The 15645-nt window shown below is 75.6% G+C and carries 15 protein-coding genes; 5 read left to right on the top strand and 10 right to left on the bottom strand.

From position 1 onward, the window contains the following. Positions 1-31: 31 nt before the first annotated feature. Genes O7611_RS12225 through O7611_RS12215 form a run of 3 tightly spaced genes read right to left on the bottom strand, consistent with a single transcriptional unit; the run spans position 32 to position 3640 of the window. Positions 32-2077, bottom strand: coding sequence for a sulfatase-like hydrolase/transferase (locus O7611_RS12225; protein WP_269696857.1), 2046 nt, complete (start codon positions 2075-2077; stop codon positions 32-34). Next, on the bottom strand, positions 2070-3485 hold the full coding sequence (locus O7611_RS12220) for a methyltransferase domain-containing protein (RefSeq protein WP_194801670.1): 1416 nt from the start codon (positions 3483-3485) through the stop codon (positions 2070-2072). Before O7611_RS12220 ends, O7611_RS12225 begins: the two co-directional genes overlap by 8 nt. Next, positions 3482-3640 carry a hypothetical protein gene (locus O7611_RS12215; protein ID WP_013286005.1) on the bottom strand — a complete coding sequence of 53 codons (159 nt, stop codon included), beginning with the start codon at positions 3638-3640 and terminating at the stop codon, positions 3482-3484. The genes O7611_RS12220 and O7611_RS12215 overlap by 4 nt, the downstream gene beginning before the upstream one ends. A gap of 181 nt (positions 3641-3821) precedes the next feature. On the opposite strand from O7611_RS12215, the gene O7611_RS12210 reads away from it, so the two are divergent. Beyond that, complete coding sequence (locus O7611_RS12210) at positions 3822-4223, top strand: VOC family protein (protein WP_194801671.1); 402 nt, start codon at positions 3822-3824, stop codon at positions 4221-4223. Between the two features lie 65 nt (positions 4224-4288). On the opposite strand, the gene O7611_RS12205 is transcribed toward O7611_RS12210, so the two are convergent. The 5 genes from O7611_RS12205 to O7611_RS12185 form a co-directional block, all read right to left on the bottom strand. Further along, positions 4289-5020: a helix-turn-helix transcriptional regulator gene (locus O7611_RS12205; RefSeq protein WP_194801672.1), complete on the bottom strand. Its 732-nt coding sequence runs from the start codon at positions 5018-5020 to the stop codon at positions 4289-4291. Between the two features lie 108 nt (positions 5021-5128). After that, the gene (locus O7611_RS12200; protein WP_269696856.1) at positions 5129-6352 is read right to left on the bottom strand and encodes a dolichyl-phosphate beta-glucosyltransferase; all 1224 of its coding nucleotides are present in this window, start codon (positions 6350-6352) and stop codon (positions 5129-5131) included. A gap of 3 nt (positions 6353-6355) precedes the next feature. Next, entirely contained in the window at positions 6356-8674 is a 2319-nt protein-coding gene (locus tag O7611_RS12195) for a glycosyltransferase family 39 protein (RefSeq protein ID WP_269696855.1), read from the bottom strand. Positions 8675-8719: 45 nt separating this feature from the next. Then, positions 8720-10252, bottom strand: coding sequence for a sensor histidine kinase (locus O7611_RS12190; RefSeq protein ID WP_269696854.1), 1533 nt, complete (start codon positions 10250-10252; stop codon positions 8720-8722). Continuing rightward, entirely contained in the window at positions 10230-10976 is a 747-nt protein-coding gene (locus O7611_RS12185; protein WP_370584969.1) for a response regulator transcription factor, read from the bottom strand. Before O7611_RS12185 ends, O7611_RS12190 begins: the two co-directional genes overlap by 23 nt. Positions 10977-11112: 136 nt before the next feature. Here O7611_RS12185 and O7611_RS12180 point away from each other — a divergent pair, with 136 nt between their 5' ends. Then, positions 11113-12006: an SDR family oxidoreductase gene (locus O7611_RS12180; protein ID WP_194801676.1), complete on the top strand. Its 894-nt coding sequence runs from the start codon at positions 11113-11115 to the stop codon at positions 12004-12006. Beyond that, positions 12003-12800, top strand: a complete 798-nt coding sequence (locus O7611_RS12175; protein WP_194801677.1) for an alpha/beta fold hydrolase — start codon at positions 12003-12005, stop codon at positions 12798-12800. Before O7611_RS12180 ends, O7611_RS12175 begins: the two co-directional genes overlap by 4 nt. Before the next feature lie 27 nt (positions 12801-12827). Here the strand turns inward: O7611_RS12175 and O7611_RS12170 are convergent, their stop codons facing one another. Then, positions 12828-13052: a hypothetical protein gene (locus O7611_RS12170; protein WP_194801678.1), complete on the bottom strand. Its 225-nt coding sequence runs from the start codon at positions 13050-13052 to the stop codon at positions 12828-12830. A gap of 127 nt (positions 13053-13179) precedes the next feature. On the opposite strand from O7611_RS12170, the gene O7611_RS12165 reads away from it, so the two are divergent. Further along, positions 13180-14127 (top strand): serine/threonine-protein kinase, encoded by a 948-nt coding sequence (locus O7611_RS12165; RefSeq protein ID WP_269696853.1) that lies wholly within the window; start codon positions 13180-13182, stop codon positions 14125-14127. An 80-nt stretch (positions 14128-14207) separates the two neighbouring features. Beyond that, positions 14208-14636, top strand: a complete 429-nt coding sequence (locus O7611_RS12160; RefSeq protein ID WP_013285994.1) for an OsmC family protein — start codon at positions 14208-14210, stop codon at positions 14634-14636. 4 nt (positions 14637-14640) lie between these two features. On the opposite strand, the gene O7611_RS12155 is transcribed toward O7611_RS12160, so the two are convergent. Continuing rightward, positions 14641-15579, bottom strand: a complete 939-nt coding sequence (locus O7611_RS12155) for an endonuclease/exonuclease/phosphatase family protein (protein WP_269696852.1) — start codon at positions 15577-15579, stop codon at positions 14641-14643. Between the last annotated feature and the right edge of the window lie 66 nt (positions 15580-15645).

Below are 15645 nucleotides of genomic sequence, written 5' to 3'. Positions count from 1 at the left end.
AGCGCGGCCACGGGCATGTTCGGGAGGTCCGTCACGACAGCGTGAGCCGCCGCAGCGTCCCGTCGTCGCCCACCCGGTAGAGGTCGAGGCGATTGGCGCCGGCGGCGAACAGACGGTCGTCGGCGAGCAGCGCGGCGAACCGCCGCCCACCGGCGTCCGGCGGCACCACGGGCACCACCGCGCCGACGGTGCCGTTGACCGCCACGGCGAGCCGGGTGCCGTCGGGTACGCCGTCCGGCACGGTGCCCCAGACCATCGCGGGCAGCCCGCCGCCGGCCGGGTCGACCGCGTCGAACGCGTCCCGGTTCGCCACCGTGGCGGTCCCGCCGACCGGCACGTCACCGACGCGGGTGCCGACGAGCCGGTCGACCGGGAGCGGTGGGAGCGGGGCGGGCACGCCGCCGGTGACGGTGACCGGCTGGCCGGGGCGGTCGTAGAAGCGTTTGTCGGCCCGCTCGCGCGGCGCGGCCTTCGCCGACCGGCCGTCCATCGGCCAGGGCACCCGCATGTGCGTCTCGTCGGCGATCGTGGGCAGCAGGTCGACGTGCTCCCAGTTGCGGTCGTCCACACGTCCGGCGCGCTGGCCGGGTTCCTTGACGAACATCGGCACCCAGGCCACCTCGTTCGCGGCGTGGTCGATGGCGTCCATCCCCCGGCCCTGCCAGTCGCGGCGGAAGCTGACGCCGTGGTCGGCGGTGACCACCACCAGCGCCTTGTCGTAGAGGCCGGTGGCGCGCAGCGTCCGCAGCGTCTCGCCGATCAGCCGGTCGGTGTAGCCGAGCTGCGCCAGGTGCCGGGCGCGGGCCAGGTCGACCCAGCCGGCGCCGTCGTTCGGCAGGTCCTCCGGGGCCGCGTAGTGCGCCCCGGACGGCAGGTACGCCCACGGCGAGTGGGGCATCAGCAGGTGCAGGAAGTGCAGCGTGGGCCGGGTGTCGGGGCGCAGCCCGGCCAGGAACGAGGTGAACCGGGCCGGCTGGTTGTCGTCGAGGGTGTCCCAGCGGAACTTCGGGTCGTCCGGCACCGGCTCGGCGGCGTCCAGCCCGGCCTCGGCGGCGGTCCGCTCGCGGTAGGAGTCCTCCGGGTCGATCCGGCTGTCCATCGGCGCGGCGATCCGGCCGAGCAGCTTGCCGCTCTCCCGGACCAGCACGCCGAGCCCCTGTTCCGGGGTGGTGGCCTGTTCGCAGCGGCTCGGCGGGCAGAGCCGGGTGATGCTCTCCTCGGCCTTGATGCGGTAGAGGCCGCCGAGTGCGGTGAACAGGTTGTCCGGGTACTGCGAGTAGTGCGGTGCCACCCCCCGCTCCGGGTAGCGCCCGGTGAGCATCGCGGGAAGCGCGTAGGGCGTCCAGCCGCTGACGCCGGTGGCGTTGCGGTACCACGTCGACCCGCCGGCCAGCGCCGCGAAGTTCGGGTAGCGCTCGGCGTCGATGCGGCCGTCCGGCCCGAGCAGGGAGACCAGCGGCAGCTCGTCCAGCACGATCATGACCACCGGCGGGTGCGCGCCCGCGCCGGCGACACCGGCCGCGCCGCCCTCGCCGCGCGGCAGCACCACCGCCGAGGCGGGCGAGGCGAACAGGAACAGCCCGACGAACACCAGCGGCCCGGCAGCGGCGACCCGCAGCACCCGCCGGGGCGCCCGCCACCGCCGGTGGGCGGCCGTGCCGGCGGCTCCGGCCACACCGGCGACGACGAGCAGGGGTACGCCCCGAAGCGGTGTCAGGTGCCGGCCGACCTGGACCGCCAGCGCGGCGAGCAGCAGGCCCACGAACGCGGTGTGCACGGCGGCCCGGGTGAGGCGTCCGGCGGGCAGCGTGAGCGCGCCCAGCAGTGCGAACGGCACTGTCGGGGTGAGCGCGATCAGGGCGACAAGCAGCAGCACGTCGGCCCGGGAGGCGCGGTGGAACAGGAAGAAGTCGGGGCTGCGGCCGAGCACGTCGAGCAGCGGCTGGGTGACCACCAGCCCGACCAGCGCCACCACCTCGGCCAGCCGGGCCGCCTCGGCCCGCCACCACTGCCGGCGTTCCCGCCGGACCGGGACGGCGGCGTGGTCCCGGGGTGGCGCGAGGGTCTCCTCAGCCACCCACCACCACCTGGTAGAGCGTGCGGGTGCCGGACGGCAGCTCGGTGCGGGCGACCACCCGGCCCCGGCGGGCGAGCAACGCCTCGAAGGCGTCGCGCCGGTAGTCCGGGAACAGGCCGTCGGGCTTGTTCGCCAGGAGCCGGCGGGCCATCGGGTCGTCCGGGTGGACGAACTCCACCACCAGGCTGCCGCCGGTGGCGGTGAGCGCGGTGAGCTGGTCGAGCACCTCGGGCAGCGGCACGTTGCGCCCGATCGCGAGGTGGTGCACCACGGCCAGGGCCAGGACGATGTCCGCTCGGGCCCGGTCGGCGAACGCGGCCCGCTCGACGCCGCGCCAACCGCCACCCGGGGACGGGTCGGCCAGGTCCATCACCAGCGGCAGGATCCGTGTCTCGCTCTCGTCGCGCAGTGCGCGGTAGAGCGTGTCGACCACCGCCGGGTCCTGCTCGACGGCGACGACGTGCGCGGCGTGCCGGGCGGCGATGCGGGCGTACCGGCCGTCGTTGGCGCCCAGGTCCAGCGCCGAGCCGCCACCGACGGCGGCCACCGCCCGGTCGACGAACTCCTCCTTGGCCTGCCGGTCCGGCACCGAGTACGCGCAGGTGCGCTGGTAGTCCGACCAGTGGCTGTCGCCGGGCCGGTGGTCGAGGCGGCGGACCAGCTTCGCCAGCCCGCGTACCGTGGCCAGCGCCAGCTCGCGGGAGAATCCGGCGGCGCGCAACTGGGCGCGGACGTCGGTGGTGCTCGCGGCGGAGTTGCGGGCCTGCATGGCGCCGTGCAGGTGCACGTGGGTGGGCACGCCGGCCCGCCAGCGCCGGGTGCCGCCGAACAGCCGGCGCATCTGGTCCGGCTCGACGCCGTCGACGCGGGCGCGCAGGAACGGCTGGAAGTCCAGCCCGAGGTGGGCCTGGATGAGCAGCGGATAGAGCAGCGTCTGGCAGAACTGCCGGTAGCCGGCCCAGGGTTCGCCGTCGCGCAGCGCCTCGAACGAGCCGACGTCGATGAAGACCGGCCGGGCGCCGCGCCACTGCACGTTGTACGCCGAGCCGTCCTTGGTGGTGAAGCCGGCTTCCAGCGCGGCGCGCAGCACGTCCAGGTGCAGCAGCGCCGCGTCGCGCAGCATGGCGTACGACCACTCGTAGGGGTGCGAGACGAACGGGATCCGCTCGTGCCGCAGCACCGTGGTCCAGGGCGCGTCGACGGGGGTCGGGGTCAGCTCCTCGGTGCCGACGATCTGCCCGGCCCTGGTGGCCTGCCGGAAGAAGTCGGTGACGGACAGCGCCCGCCAGTCGCGGGCGGAGCGCTCGTCGAGTCCGCGCAGCACCTCCTCGCCCCGGTGGAACACCCGGTTGCCGGGGTCGCGGAAGGAGCCGGGCTCGACGCGTACGCCGGTGTCGGGGATCGTCACGCCGCCGGACCCTGGTCGGAGGGCTGACGCCGGAACCGGGACACCAGACGGCGCCAGTAGAGCTTGGCGGCCACCGCCACCCCGGCCACCCCGCCGACCACCGCCTGCACGATGAGACTGCCGGATCCCGCGTCCAGGTAGGCCAGATGCGTCACGGCTGCTTTCCTTCCCTCGCCGGTCATCGGAGCACGCCCGGAATGCGAGCTTTATTGCTCCACGCCGGACTTGTCCCCCACCGTAACGTCTCGACGTCCGGGTGCGCGGCCACACCGGCCACTCGTCCCCCGTCCGATCCGTTCAAGACGGGCCGGGCCGGTCGCGCCTACCGTGGCCGGCATGACACCGCAGTTCGATCTGGTCGGGGCCGTGGTCACCGACATGGCCCGCACGCTCGACTTCTACCGGCGGCTGGGGCTGCCGATCCCGCCCGGCGCCGAGACGGAAGGGCACGTCGAGGTCACCCTGCCGAACGGGGTACGGCTGGCCTGGGACACGGTCGAGGTGATCCGCAGTTTCCATCCCGGGTTCGACCCGTCCGGCGGCAACAACCGGATGAGCCTGGCCTTCCGGTGCGCCGACCCGGCCGAGGTGGACCGCTGGTACGCCGAGCTGACCGGCGCCGGGCACCACGGCGAGATGCCGCCGTGGGACGCCTTCTGGGGCCAGCGGTACGCGGTCCTGCACGATCCCGACGGCAACGGCGTGGATCTGTTCGCCCCGCTGCCCGCGGCCGAGTAGGCGCGGGCCGGCTCGCCCTGCGGCTTCCGGACCGGTCAGCTCGCCTGCGGGCGGCTCCGCACCGGTCAGAGCAGCCGGGTCGGCGGCACCCCGGCCAGATCCCGTACCTCGCGGGTCAGGTGGGCCTGGTCGGCGTACCCGCTGCGCACCGCCACCTCGGCGAGCGGCGCACCGGCGCGGGCCAGGTCCAGCGCGCGGCGCATCCGCAGGATGCGGGCCAGCGTCTTCGGGCCGTACCCGAAGAGGACCCGGCTGCGGCGGTGCAGGGCGCGCGGGCCGAGGCCGACCTCGGCGGCGGTCGCGGCGACGGTGGCCCCGGCGGCCAGGCGGGCGGCGACCCGCGCGCCGACCGGGTCGGGGCCGCCGGCCGCGCGCAGCCGGTCCCGGGCGACCCGGGTGAGCACCGAGGCGGCGTGGGCATCGGCGGCGCTGACGGCGTCGGGTGCGTCGCCGCGGATCGGCGCGGCCAGCGCCGCCTCGACCCGCTCGGTCACCTCGGCGGCGGCGCGGCCCCACAGGTCGGCCAGCGGTACGCGGCAGTCCCGCAGTTCCTCGGCCGGTACCCCGAACACGGCCGGGCCGGTCCCCGGCGGCAGGCGCAGCCCGATCCACCGGTCCCCCGGCGCGGACCGCGACAGGTACGCCGTGCGGTCCGGACCCGCCACCAGCAGCCCGGACCGGCTGGACCAGAGCAGGTCGAGGGACCCGTCCGGCAGCACCCGCGTCTCGCCCTCGCCGGAGACGCTGCTCCACAGAACCGCGCCCGGAACCCCCGCTGCCTCCCACTCCCGGTACACACCACAACCCTGCCACCCTCCCCGTCGATCATGAAGTTGACGGCACCGGCGTCCGGCGTGTCGCACCGCCAACCTCATGATCGACGGGATGTTTCTGGGGGGTGGGGGTCAGGGGCGGTGGTGCATGGCGAGGCGGAGCAGGAGGAAGCGCAGGGCGGTCGCGGCCAGGTTGGCCGCGACCAGGACGGTCAGCTCCAGGGCGCGGTTCGGGGTGGTGGTGGCGTGCAACACGGCGAGGGAGCCGCTGGTCAGGGCCAGACCGAGCGCGAACGCGAGCAGCCCCTGGAGGTGGTGCCGGCCGGCGTGCCGGCGCCCGCTGACCCCGAATGTGAGCCGCCGGTTGGCCGCCGTGTTGGCCACCGCGGTGAGTAGCAGCGCCAGCAGGTTCGCCGGTTGCGCCCCGAGCGGGCCGCGGGCCAGCAGGAACAACAGCAGGTACGCGAGCGTGCTCGCCACGCCCACCGCGGCGAACCGGGCGAGCTGGCGCGGCAACCCGATCGGCACCTGCGCCGGCGGTGCCGGCAACGGCCCCCGGCCGAGCTGGGCGCGCAACTGCGCCAGCGGCAGCGCCCCGGTCACCAGCGCCCGGCCCAGCCGCCCGATACCGCGCAGGTCGGCCAGCGCGGTGGCGACGATGTCGACCCGGCTGTCCGGGTCGTCCACCCAGTCCACCGGCACCTCGTGGATGCGCAGCCCGGCCCGCTGCGCCAGCACCAGCAGCTCGGTGTCGAAGAACCAGCCGGTGTCGCGCACCAGCGGCAGCAGTTCGGCGGCCACGTCGGCGCGGATCGCCTTGAACCCGCACTGGGCGTCGGAGAAACGCGCCGCCAGCGCACCGCGCAGCAGCAGGTTGTAGCCGCGCGAGATGACCTCCCGCTTGGTGCCCCGGACCACCCGGCTGGTGCGGGCCAGCCGGGTGCCGATGGCCAGGTCCGAGTGCCCGGAGATGAGCGGCGCGACAAGCGGCAGCAGCGCGGCCAGGTCGGTGGACAGGTCCACGTCCATGTACGCGAGCACCGGCGCCGGCGACGCCGACCACGCCGCCCGCAACGCCCGCCCGCGGCCCTTCTCGTCCAGGCGCAGCACCCCCACCTCGGGCAACTCGTCGGCGAGTGCCCGGGCCACCGCCGGGGTGCCGTCCACGCTGGCGTTGTCGGCCACCGTGATCCGGAACGGGTACGGGAAGTGCGCGGTCAGGTGCGCGTGCAGCCGCCGGACGCAGGGCCCGAGGTCGGCCTCCTCGTTGTAGACCGGCACCACCACGTCGAGCACCGCGCTGTCTGCGGCGGGCCGGGCCTGCACGGCGGCCCGGGGCGCGTACGTGTCAGTCATCGCTCAGCCCTGCTTTCCGCTGCTCAGGTCGTACACGGTCACGCCGTCGACGGTGGTCGCGGTGAAGTTCTCCGCGACCCAGGCGGCGATCTCGGCCGAGGCGTTGCTGCCGCCGTTGGCCCGGAACCCGCCGCCGCCGAGGAAGTAGTGGATCCGCCCGTCCGCGACGTACCGCTGGAACTGGGCGAGCGTCGGCGACGGGTCACTGCCGTTGAACCCGCCGATCGGCATGACCGGCCGGCCGGTCGCCAGCTGGTAACCGGAGGCGTTGTTCGAGCCGACAGTCGCGGCGACCCAGGTGTAGTCGTCGGCGTCGGCGGTGAGCAGCGCGGTCATCTCGGCGCTCGGCTCGCGGGCGTCGAGCAGCCCGCCCATGCCACCGCCGCGCTGCCCCCGCCCCTCCTGCCCGGTCCCGCCGTCCTGTCCGGGGAAGCCACCCTGACCGGGGATGCCACCCGGCGTGGTGCCGTCCTGCCCGGTGCCGCCGGGTGCGCCCGGAGCCTGGCCGCCCCCCGGGAAGCCGGGGAATCCGCCGGCGTTCGCCCCGCCGTCCCGGCCGGTGCCGTTCGGTCCGCCCGGGAAGCCGGGGAACTGCCCGGTCCCGCCCGGGGGGCCACCCGGGAACTGCCCGTTCCCGGGCATCCGCCCGCCCGGTCCACCCGGGCCACCGAAGCCACCCGCTCCGGCCGGCCCGGCGCTCGGAATGGCGCCGCTGTGCGGGGTGGCAGCGGTCTGCATCGCGTACGCGGCCGGCCCGGCCAGCGCCACCGCGATCCCGGCGACGGACACCACCGGCGCGACCCACCGCACGACCCGCCCGGCGAACCCGGTCCGGTGCCCCGCCGTTGCCCGCGCCTCCGAGTTGACCAAGGAGTTCGCGTCGTCCTGAACGCCGTTCCCGGACCCGAACTCCTTGATCACCGCCGAGACAGCCAGGAGGACGGCGGTGGTCAGGCCCAGGGCCAGGACTGTGGGGCGCAGCCAGGGGTGCCAGTCGGGGGTGCGGCCGAGCAGGTGCCACGACCACCAGGCGGTGACCGCCAGCGTGCCGGCCAGGGCCAGCGTGGCGGCCAGCCGGCGCCACCGGACCGCCGCGGAGCGGGCGCGCCACAGCAGGGTGGTCCCGATGCCGACCAGCGCGCCGACCGCCGGGGCCAGGGCGACCGTGTAGTACGCGTGGAAGATCCCGGACATGAAGCTGAAGATCAGTCCGGTGACCAGCAGCCAGCCGCCCCAGAGCAGCAGACCGGCCCGGGTGCGGTCGGTACGCGGCGCCCGCCCGGCCAGCCACAGCCCCGCGACCAGCAGGATCAGCGCGGCCGGCAGCAGCCAGGAGATCTGCCCGCCGACCTCGGTGTCGAACATCCGCAGCAGCCCGGTCTGGCCGGAGAACGGTCCGCCGCCTCCCCCACCGGGCCGCCCGCCGCCACCGACGCTGCCCACCTCGTCGCCGGTGATGCGGCCCAGGCCGTTGTAGCCGAGCGTCAGCTCCAGGATGCTGTTGTTCTGCGAACCGCCGATGTACGGGCGGGCACTCGCCGGCACCAGCTCGACGATCGCCACCCACCAGCCGGCGGAGACGACCACTGCGAGCCCGGCGAGCAGGAGCCGGCGGATCCGCCGTCCGAGGCCGGTCGGGGCGGCCAGCAGGTAGACGCCGGCGAAGACCGGGATCACCAGGAACGCCTGGAGCATCTTGGTGAGGAAACCGAAGCCGACGAGCACGCCGGTCAGCGCGATCCACCGGGTGCTCGCCGTCTCGACCGCACGCACCGTGGCGTACGCGGCGGCGACGAGCAGGAACACCAGCAGCGCGTCCGGGTTGTTGAACCGGAACATCAGCGTCGCCACCGGGGTGAGCGCGAGCACCGCACCGGCGAGCAGTCCGGCGGCCGGGCCGTACCAGCGGCGGACCGTCGCGTACAGCACGCCGACGGAGGCGACGCCGAGCAGCGCCTGCGGCACGAGGATCGACCAGCCGCTCAGGCCGAAGATGCGCACCGAGAGCGCCATCAGCCACAGCGAGGCGGGGGTCTTGTCCACCGTGATCGAGTTGGCCGCGTCGGACGAGCCGTAGAAGAACGCCGTCCAGCTCTGCGACCCGGCCTGCACGGCGGCCGAGTAGAACGCGTTGGCCCAGCCGGAGGCGCCCAGACCCCACAGGTAGAGCAGCGCGGTCACGACCAGCAGGCCGAGCAGGGCGGGCCGGGCCCAGCGCGGATCGCGGCCGGTGCGGGTCTCCAGAGGTACGGACGCGGGGGCCGGCTCGGTGCCGGGTGACGCGGCCGTGGGCACGGTCGGCAGGCTGTCGGTTCGGTTCATGCCGGCAAGACTCGGCGGGCCCGCTGGCCCGCTCCCGTGAACGGCCTATGCGTCGGCTGTGGATCCGGGCAGCCAGACCGTGAACGCGGTACGGCCGGGCCGGCTGATCACGTCGACCCGGCCGTGGTGTGCCTCCACCACGGCGGCGACGATGGCCAGTCCCAGGCCGGTGCTGCCCTGGGCGCGGGAGCGGGAGGTGTCGCCGCGCGCGAACCGCTCGAAGACCTCCGGCTGCAACTGCTCCGGGATGCCCGGCCCGTCGTCGGTGACGCGCAGTTCGACGCCGTCGGGCGCCGGTGCGAGCCGGACCGTGACTGTGGTGCCGGCCGGGGTGTGCACCCGTGCGTTCGCCAGCAGGTTCGCCAGCACCTGGTGCAGCCGGTGGGCGTCACCGGTGACGGTGAGCGGCTCGTCGGGCAGGTCGAGTTGCCAGCGGTGGTCCGGACCGGCGACGTGCGCGTCGCTGACCGCGTTCACCGACATGGCGGTCAGATCGACCGGCTCGGCGGTGAGCGGGCGGCCGGAGTCCAGCCGGGCCAGCAGCAGCAGGTCGTCGACGAGGCTGGTCATCCGGGTGCTCTCCGACTCGACGCGGCGCAGCGCGTGCGCCACGTCGGGCGGCACCTCCTGGCGGCCCCGGCGGGCCACCTCGGCGTACCCGCGGATGGCCGCGAGGGGGGTGCGCAGCTCGTGGCTGGCGTCGGCGACGAACTGGCGTACCCGGGTCTCGCTGGCCTGCCGGGCGGCGAGCGCGGCGGCGACGTGGCCGAGCATCCGGTTGAGCGCGCCGCCGACCTGCCCGACCTCGGTGCGGGGGTCGGTGTCGGCGGCCGGGACCCGCACGGACAGGGCGACCTCGCCACGGTCGAGCGGCAGTTCGGTGACCCGGGCGGCGGTGGCGGCGACGCGGTTGAGCGGGCGCAGCGTGACCCGGACGATGAGCAGACCGAGGGCGCCGGCGATGACCAGGCCGGCGCCGATCACCCCGGCCTGCGCGACGATCATCCACATGACGGTGTCGTCCACCTGGGCCAGCGGGATCGCGAGGACCAGCACGTCGCCGTCGCCGCGCGGCGAGGGCAGCGCGATCGCGCGGTAGTCCCCCCGGTCCCCGACGACGACGGTGCGCGGGCGGTCGCCGACGGGTACGCGGGCCAGCGCGGTCAGGTCGGCGGCGGGCACCTCTTCGCTGCCGCCGCTCTCGGACCGGACCCGGCCGACGGGTTCGGCGGCGGCGGGCACCCGGACCGCGATGGAGCCGGGCGGGAAGCCGCCCGGGGGGTCCGGCGCGACCTCGTCGGAGTCCGGCGGGGTGGGCCGCTGATCCGGGCGCGGCGGGTCGATGCCGCGCCGGGCCCAGCGTTCGAAGTCGGCGGGCCGACGGTCGCCGAAGGTGAGCTGGTTGTCGATCTGGTCGGTCAGGAAGTGCCGCAGCGCCACTGTGGTCAGGCCGCCGATGCCGAGGCTGACCAGCGCGAGCAGCGCCACCACGGAGAGCACGAGCCGGCGGCGCAGCGACCAGCCGGCCAGGCGGCGGCGCAGCCGGCCACGGCTGTCACTCGGCGGGCTTGAGGACATAACCCGCCCCGCGCAATGTGTGGATCATGGGCGCGCGGCCCGCGTCGATCTTCTTGCGCAGGTACGAGATGTACAGCTCGACCACGTTGGCCTGGCCGCCGAAGTCGTAGTTCCACACCCGGTCGAGGATCTGCGCCTTGCTGAGCACGCGGCGCGGGTTGCGCATGAGGTAGCGGAGCAGCTCGAACTCGGTGGCGGTGAGCGTGATCAGGTCGTTGCCGCGGCGTACCTCGTGACTGTCCTCGTCGAGGGTGAGGTCGCCGACGGTGAGCACCGCCTCCTGGCGGGCGGCGACCGCGAAGCCGGAGCGGCGCAGCAGCGCGCGCAGCCGGGCGATCACCTCCTCCAGGCTGAACGGCTTGGTGACGTAGTCGTCGCCGCCGACGGTGAGCCCGGCGACGCGTTCCTCCACGGCGTCGCGGGCGGTGAGGAACAGCACCGGCACGCTCGGGGACTCCTCGCGCAGGCGGCGCAGCACCTGGAAGCCGTCCAGGTCGGGCAGCATCACGTCGAGCACCACGGCGTCCGGGCGGAACTGGCGGGCGGTGGTGACCGCCGCCATGCCGCTGCCGGCGGTGGCGACCTGCCAGCCCTCGTACCGCAGGGCCATCGAGAGCAGGTCGGTGAGCGTCGGCTCGTCGTCGACGACGAGCACCCGCACCGGTTCGCCGTCCGGGCGGCGCAGCTCGATGCGGCCCTGCGCGGACTGCGCGTTCATGACCATGCCCCCATCGTGGGCGGGCCCGCTGTCGCCGGGCTGTCCCGATCCTGTGTACCAGCTGTGCGCGCCGTACGGTGCCGTTCCGGGCAGGTCCGGCGAGGTCTTCCGCACCCGGGCTACCCGGTGGTAACTTCCCGGCATGTCCATCGACGGTCGTTTTTCCGGCCGGCTGGCCGGCAAGGTGGTGCTGGTGACCGGCGCGGCCCGGGGCATCGGCGAGCACACCGCCCGCCTCGCCGCCGCACGCGGCGCCCGGTTGTCCCTCGTCGGGCTGGAACCCGACCGGCTCGCCGCGCTCGCCGCCGAGCTGGGCCCGGGGCACGCCTGGTTCGCCGCCGACGTCACCGACCAGCAGGCGCTGGCCGAGGCGGTCGACGGCACCGTGGCAGCGCTGGGCGGGATCGACGCGGTGGTCGCGAACGCCGGGGTCGCCAACCGCGGCACGATCGCCGTCGGCGACGTCGAGGCGCTGGTGCGTACCGTCGAGGTCAACCTGATCGGGGTCATGCGCACGGCGGCGGCGACCGTGCCGGCGCTCGTGGACCGGGGCGGCTACCTGCTGATCGTCTCCTCGGCCGCGGCGTTCGCCGCGCTGCCCGGCATGGCCGCCTACTGCGCGTCGAAGGCGGGCGTCGAGCAGTTCGGCAACGCGATCCGCCTCGAACTGGCGCACCGGGGCGTGGCGGTGGGCACCGCACATCCGTCGTGGGTGGACACCGACCTGGTTCGCGAGGCGCGCGCCGACCTGCCGGCTTTCTCCACGGCGCTGGCGAAGCTGCCCTGGCCGCTGCGGCGCACCACCACGGTGGCCGAGTGCGCCGAGGCGTTCGTCCGGGCGATCGAGCGCCGCAGCCGCCGGGTGTACGTGCCGCGCGCCGTGGCCGGCGTGCAAGCGATGCGATCGGTGCTGGTCAGCCCGCTGGCCGACCGGCTGGTGGGGCGCACCGCACGGGCCACCGTCCCGCTGATCGAGGAGCAGTCCCGGGCGCTGGGCCGGGGCTTCGGCGCCAGCACGCCGCAGGGGCGACCGTGACCGCGCCGGTGGACGTCGTCTACGAGCGGCGGGGCGCCGGGCCCACGCTGGTGCTGCTGCACGGCATCGGCCACCACGGCGGCGCCTGGCGGCCGGTGCTGGACCGCCTCGCCGAGGCGCACGACGTGATAGCCGTCGACCTGCCCGGCTTCGGCCGCTCCCCGGTGCCCGCCGCCGGGCTGCCCGCCGACATGCCCGGCCTGGCCGTGGCCATGGTCGAGCTGTTCGCCGCGTTCGGGCTGGAACGCCCGCACGTCGCGGGCAACAGCCTGGGCGGGGCGATCGCGCTGGAGCTGGCCGCGCTCGGCGCGGTCTCGTCGGCCACCGCGCTGTCGCCGGCCGGGTTCTGCACCGCGCGTGAGCTGCGCTGGGCGCTGACCGTGCTGTCCCTGCACCGCAACGCGGCCCGGCTGCCCGAACCGGTGCTGCGCCGCCTGTTCGCCGCGCCCGCGCTGCGGATGCTGGCGATGGGCATGATCCTGGCCCGGCCCAACCGGATGGCCCTCGACGACGCGCTCGCCGACGCCCGCGCGCTGCGCCAGGCGCGGGCGTTCCGCGCCGTCGCCCGCGCCGGACGGGGGTACGCCTACGCGGGCGCGCCGACGGTGCCGGTCACAGTGGCCTGGGGTACGCGGGACCGGATCCTGCCCTACCGGCAGGCGGCGCTGGCGCGTACCCGGCTGCCCGCCGCACGGCACCTGGACCTGCCCGGCTGCGGGCACGTGCCGATGCACGACGACCCGGAGCTGGTCGCCTCGGTCATCCTCGGCACCACCGGCGTCCGGCCGGCCTGACGCGGCGCGCCCGGCCGCTCCCGGGCCTCACTCGGTCGCGCCGAACGGGAACGTGTGCACGTACCGCATCGTCCAGCCACCGGGCGACGCGTGGTCGTCGCGCTCGTAGAGGTGGTCGGCGATGCCCTCGGCCGGTTCCTCCGGATGACGCAGCACCCACCGGAGCGGCGGCGCGCCGTCCGGCCCGGCCGGCAGCTCCCGGGTCAGCTCGTCGGCCGGTCCGCCGACGAACCGTACGCGCACCACGGTCACCACTGCCCCCGTTCCTCGACGCCCCCGCCGCGAAGCTACCCCGCCGCGGCGCCGCCCCTCGGCGGTTTGCACAGCTCCGGGGCCGGGTAGCGGGACCGGAGGGCACCGACGAGGCGAGGAGTGGGTGATGCGGACGCTGGGCGGGCGGTACGAGCTCGAACAGCGAGCCGGCCTGGGCGGCATGTCGGAGGTGTGGCGCGCGCACGACCGCGTGCTGGACCGGACCGTCGCGGTGAAGCTCATCTCCCCCGCGCTCGACGGCGACGCCGGCTCGGTGGACCGGATCCGGGCCGAGGCGCGCTCGGCGGCGCGGCTGGTGCACCCGAACGTCGCCAGCGTGCACGACTTCGGCACCGCGACGCTGCCGGACGGGCGGCCGGTGCCGTACATCGTGATGGAGCTGGCCGAGGGCGAGACGCTCGCCGCGCACCTGCGCAGCGGGCCGCTGGACTGGCGGATCGCGGTCCGGGTCTGCGCCGAGGTGTGCGCCGCGCTCGCCGCCGCGCACGCGCACGGCATCGTGCACCGGGACGTGAAGCCCGCGAACGTGATCCTCACCCCGTGCGGGGTGAAGGTGCTCGACTTCGGCATCGCCACCCCGGCCGGGGCACCGGACCACACTCCGGACGGCGTGGTGGTGGGCACCCCGGCGTACCTGGCGCCGGAGCAGCTCGACCGGCGGCCGGTCACGCCGGCCGCCGACATGTACGCGCTCGGCGTGCTGCTGTTCTACTGCCTCACCGGCGAGCTGCCGTACGAGGCCGGCAGCACCACCCAGCTGCTCGGGTCGCGCCGCCGCCGGCCGCCCCGCCCCCTGCCCGAGGTGCCCGGGCTGCCCGCCGAGGTGGCCGAGCTGTGCCGGCGCTGCCTCGACGCCGACCCGTCCGCCCGGCCGACCAGCCCGATGGCCGCGCTGCTGCTGGCCGAGGCGGTGGACGCCCGGGTCTACGTACCGATGACCGCGACGCTGCCCCGGCAGCGCGAACCGCAGGTGTCGCCGTGGACCAGCCGGGCCGCCGCCGAGGCCACCGAGGCGATGGCCGTCGACGCCGCGACCAGCGGCCGGGTCGGCTGAGCGCTCCTACTGCCCGCCCGGGCACGGTTTCGCCGCTGCGGGTCCGGGAACGCGGTCCGGTGAGTGACGGGAGGAACGCGATGCCGGATCCGAGTTCCTGGCTGGCCGAGACGGCCACGGCGACCGCGGCGGGCGGTCACGTACGCACCGACGACGGCGGGCTCTCCTCCGCCCTGGCGTCCCCGCTGGCGCCGCACTGCACCGGCCTGACGCCGGAGCAGCTCCTGGCCGCGGCGTTCGCCTCCTGCCTGCACCACGCGGCGGTGGAGGCGGCCGGGGAGATCACGGACGAGGCGCACACCGTGCAGGTGACGGCCGAGGCGAAGCTGGGCCGCGACGACGACGGCCGCTACCGGGCCGACGTGCACGCCGAGATCTCCTCGGCGGGACTGACCCGGGATCAGCTGGCCGACCTGGTCGCGTACGCCGACCGACTGTGGCCGTTCTCCAGCGGCGACCCGAGCCGGCACCGGCTCACCGTGACCCCGGCGGAGAACGGCCGGCACTGAGCGTTCACCAGCGGAAGCCGGCCGTCACCGCGCGGTGGTCGCTGTCCGGGGTGTGCAGCACCCCGGCGGTGGTCGGCGTGAGGCCCCGGTAGAGGACGTGGTCCGGGCGGGTGACCGGTAGCTCCGCCGGCCAGGTGAAGCCGAATCCCTGCCCGGCCTCGGCCTGCGCGTCGCCGAGCAGCCGGGTCAGCGGGTCGAAGACGCGGTCGGTGGTGGCGGTGTTCAGGTCGCCGAGCACCACCAGCCGGTCGGCCGGGTCGGCGCGCACGGCGTCGGCCAGCGCGGCCACGGTCTGGTCCCGGGTGGCGGTGTGGCCGGCCCGGGCGGAGCCGAGGTGGACCACGTACACGGTCAGGTCGCCCCGGGGCGCGGCCACCACGGCCCGCAGCGCGCGGTCCCAGCCCAGCCCGGTGTCCACGCCGTGCGCCTCGCGGATCGGCCACCGGCTCCACAGCGCGACTGTCGACACGACCGCCCGGTGCGGGTAGCGCTCGGCCAGCACCGGCGCCACCCGGCCGCCGTCGGCGACCTCCTGAAGGCCGATCAGGTCCGGGGCGTCGCCGGTCAGCGCGCCGACGGTGGCGGCCGGGTCGGGGTTGCTCACGCGCAGGTTCTGGCTGACCACCCGGACCGTGGCGCCGTCCGCGCCGGCGGCCGGGGGCAGCCAGGCGCGTCCGTACAGTCCGGCCCAGATCAGGGCCGGTAGCAGCACCGCCAGCAGCGCGGGCCGGGAGCGGCGCAGCAGCGCCGCCAGCGCGAGCAGCGGTACGGCGATCCCGAGCAGCGGGGTGACGCTGTCCACCAGGCTGCCCAGGCCGTGGACGTTGGGCACCAGCCGGTGCCCGGCGAGCAGCAGCGCGAGCAGCACGGCGCAGACGACGACGAGCGTGCCGCGCCGGCTGCGGGGGCCGCTCGGGCGCTCGTCGACCATCCGCTCCGTCACCGTGGGAATCGTATCGAGCGCCCGGGCCGCCGCGCGGCGGCCTCGCCATGATCCACAGGGCGCAGG

It is taken from the genome of Micromonospora sp. WMMC273 (genome assembly GCF_027460285.1).
Classification (GTDB): domain Bacteria; phylum Actinomycetota; class Actinomycetes; order Mycobacteriales; family Micromonosporaceae; genus Micromonospora; species Micromonospora aurantiaca.
Note: the sequence above shows the minus strand (reverse complement) of the source record. Positions and strands in the feature narration are given on the sequence as shown.

What these genes read in the sequence shown, in the direction of transcription:
- O7611_RS12200 (WP_269696856.1), bottom strand. Translation starts at nt 6,352, where the DNA reads ATGACTGACACGTACGCGCCCCGGGCCGCCGTGCAGGCCCGGCCCGCC.
- O7611_RS12210 (WP_194801671.1), top strand. Translation starts at nt 3,822, where the DNA reads ATGACACCGCAGTTCGATCTGGTCGGGGCCGTGGTCACCGACATGGCC.
- O7611_RS12160 (WP_013285994.1), top strand. Translation starts at nt 14,208, where the DNA reads ATGCCGGATCCGAGTTCCTGGCTGGCCGAGACGGCCACGGCGACCGCG.
- O7611_RS12185 (WP_370584969.1), bottom strand. Translation starts at nt 10,976, where the DNA reads ATGGTCATGAACGCGCAGTCCGCGCAGGGCCGCATCGAGCTGCGCCGC.
- O7611_RS12165 (WP_269696853.1), top strand. Translation starts at nt 13,180, where the DNA reads ATGCGGACGCTGGGCGGGCGGTACGAGCTCGAACAGCGAGCCGGCCTG.
- O7611_RS12195 (WP_269696855.1), bottom strand. Translation starts at nt 8,674, where the DNA reads ATGAACCGAACCGACAGCCTGCCGACCGTGCCCACGGCCGCGTCACCC.
- O7611_RS12190 (WP_269696854.1), bottom strand. Translation starts at nt 10,252, where the DNA reads ATGTCCTCAAGCCCGCCGAGTGACAGCCGTGGCCGGCTGCGCCGCCGC.
- O7611_RS12180 (WP_194801676.1), top strand. Translation starts at nt 11,113, where the DNA reads ATGTCCATCGACGGTCGTTTTTCCGGCCGGCTGGCCGGCAAGGTGGTG.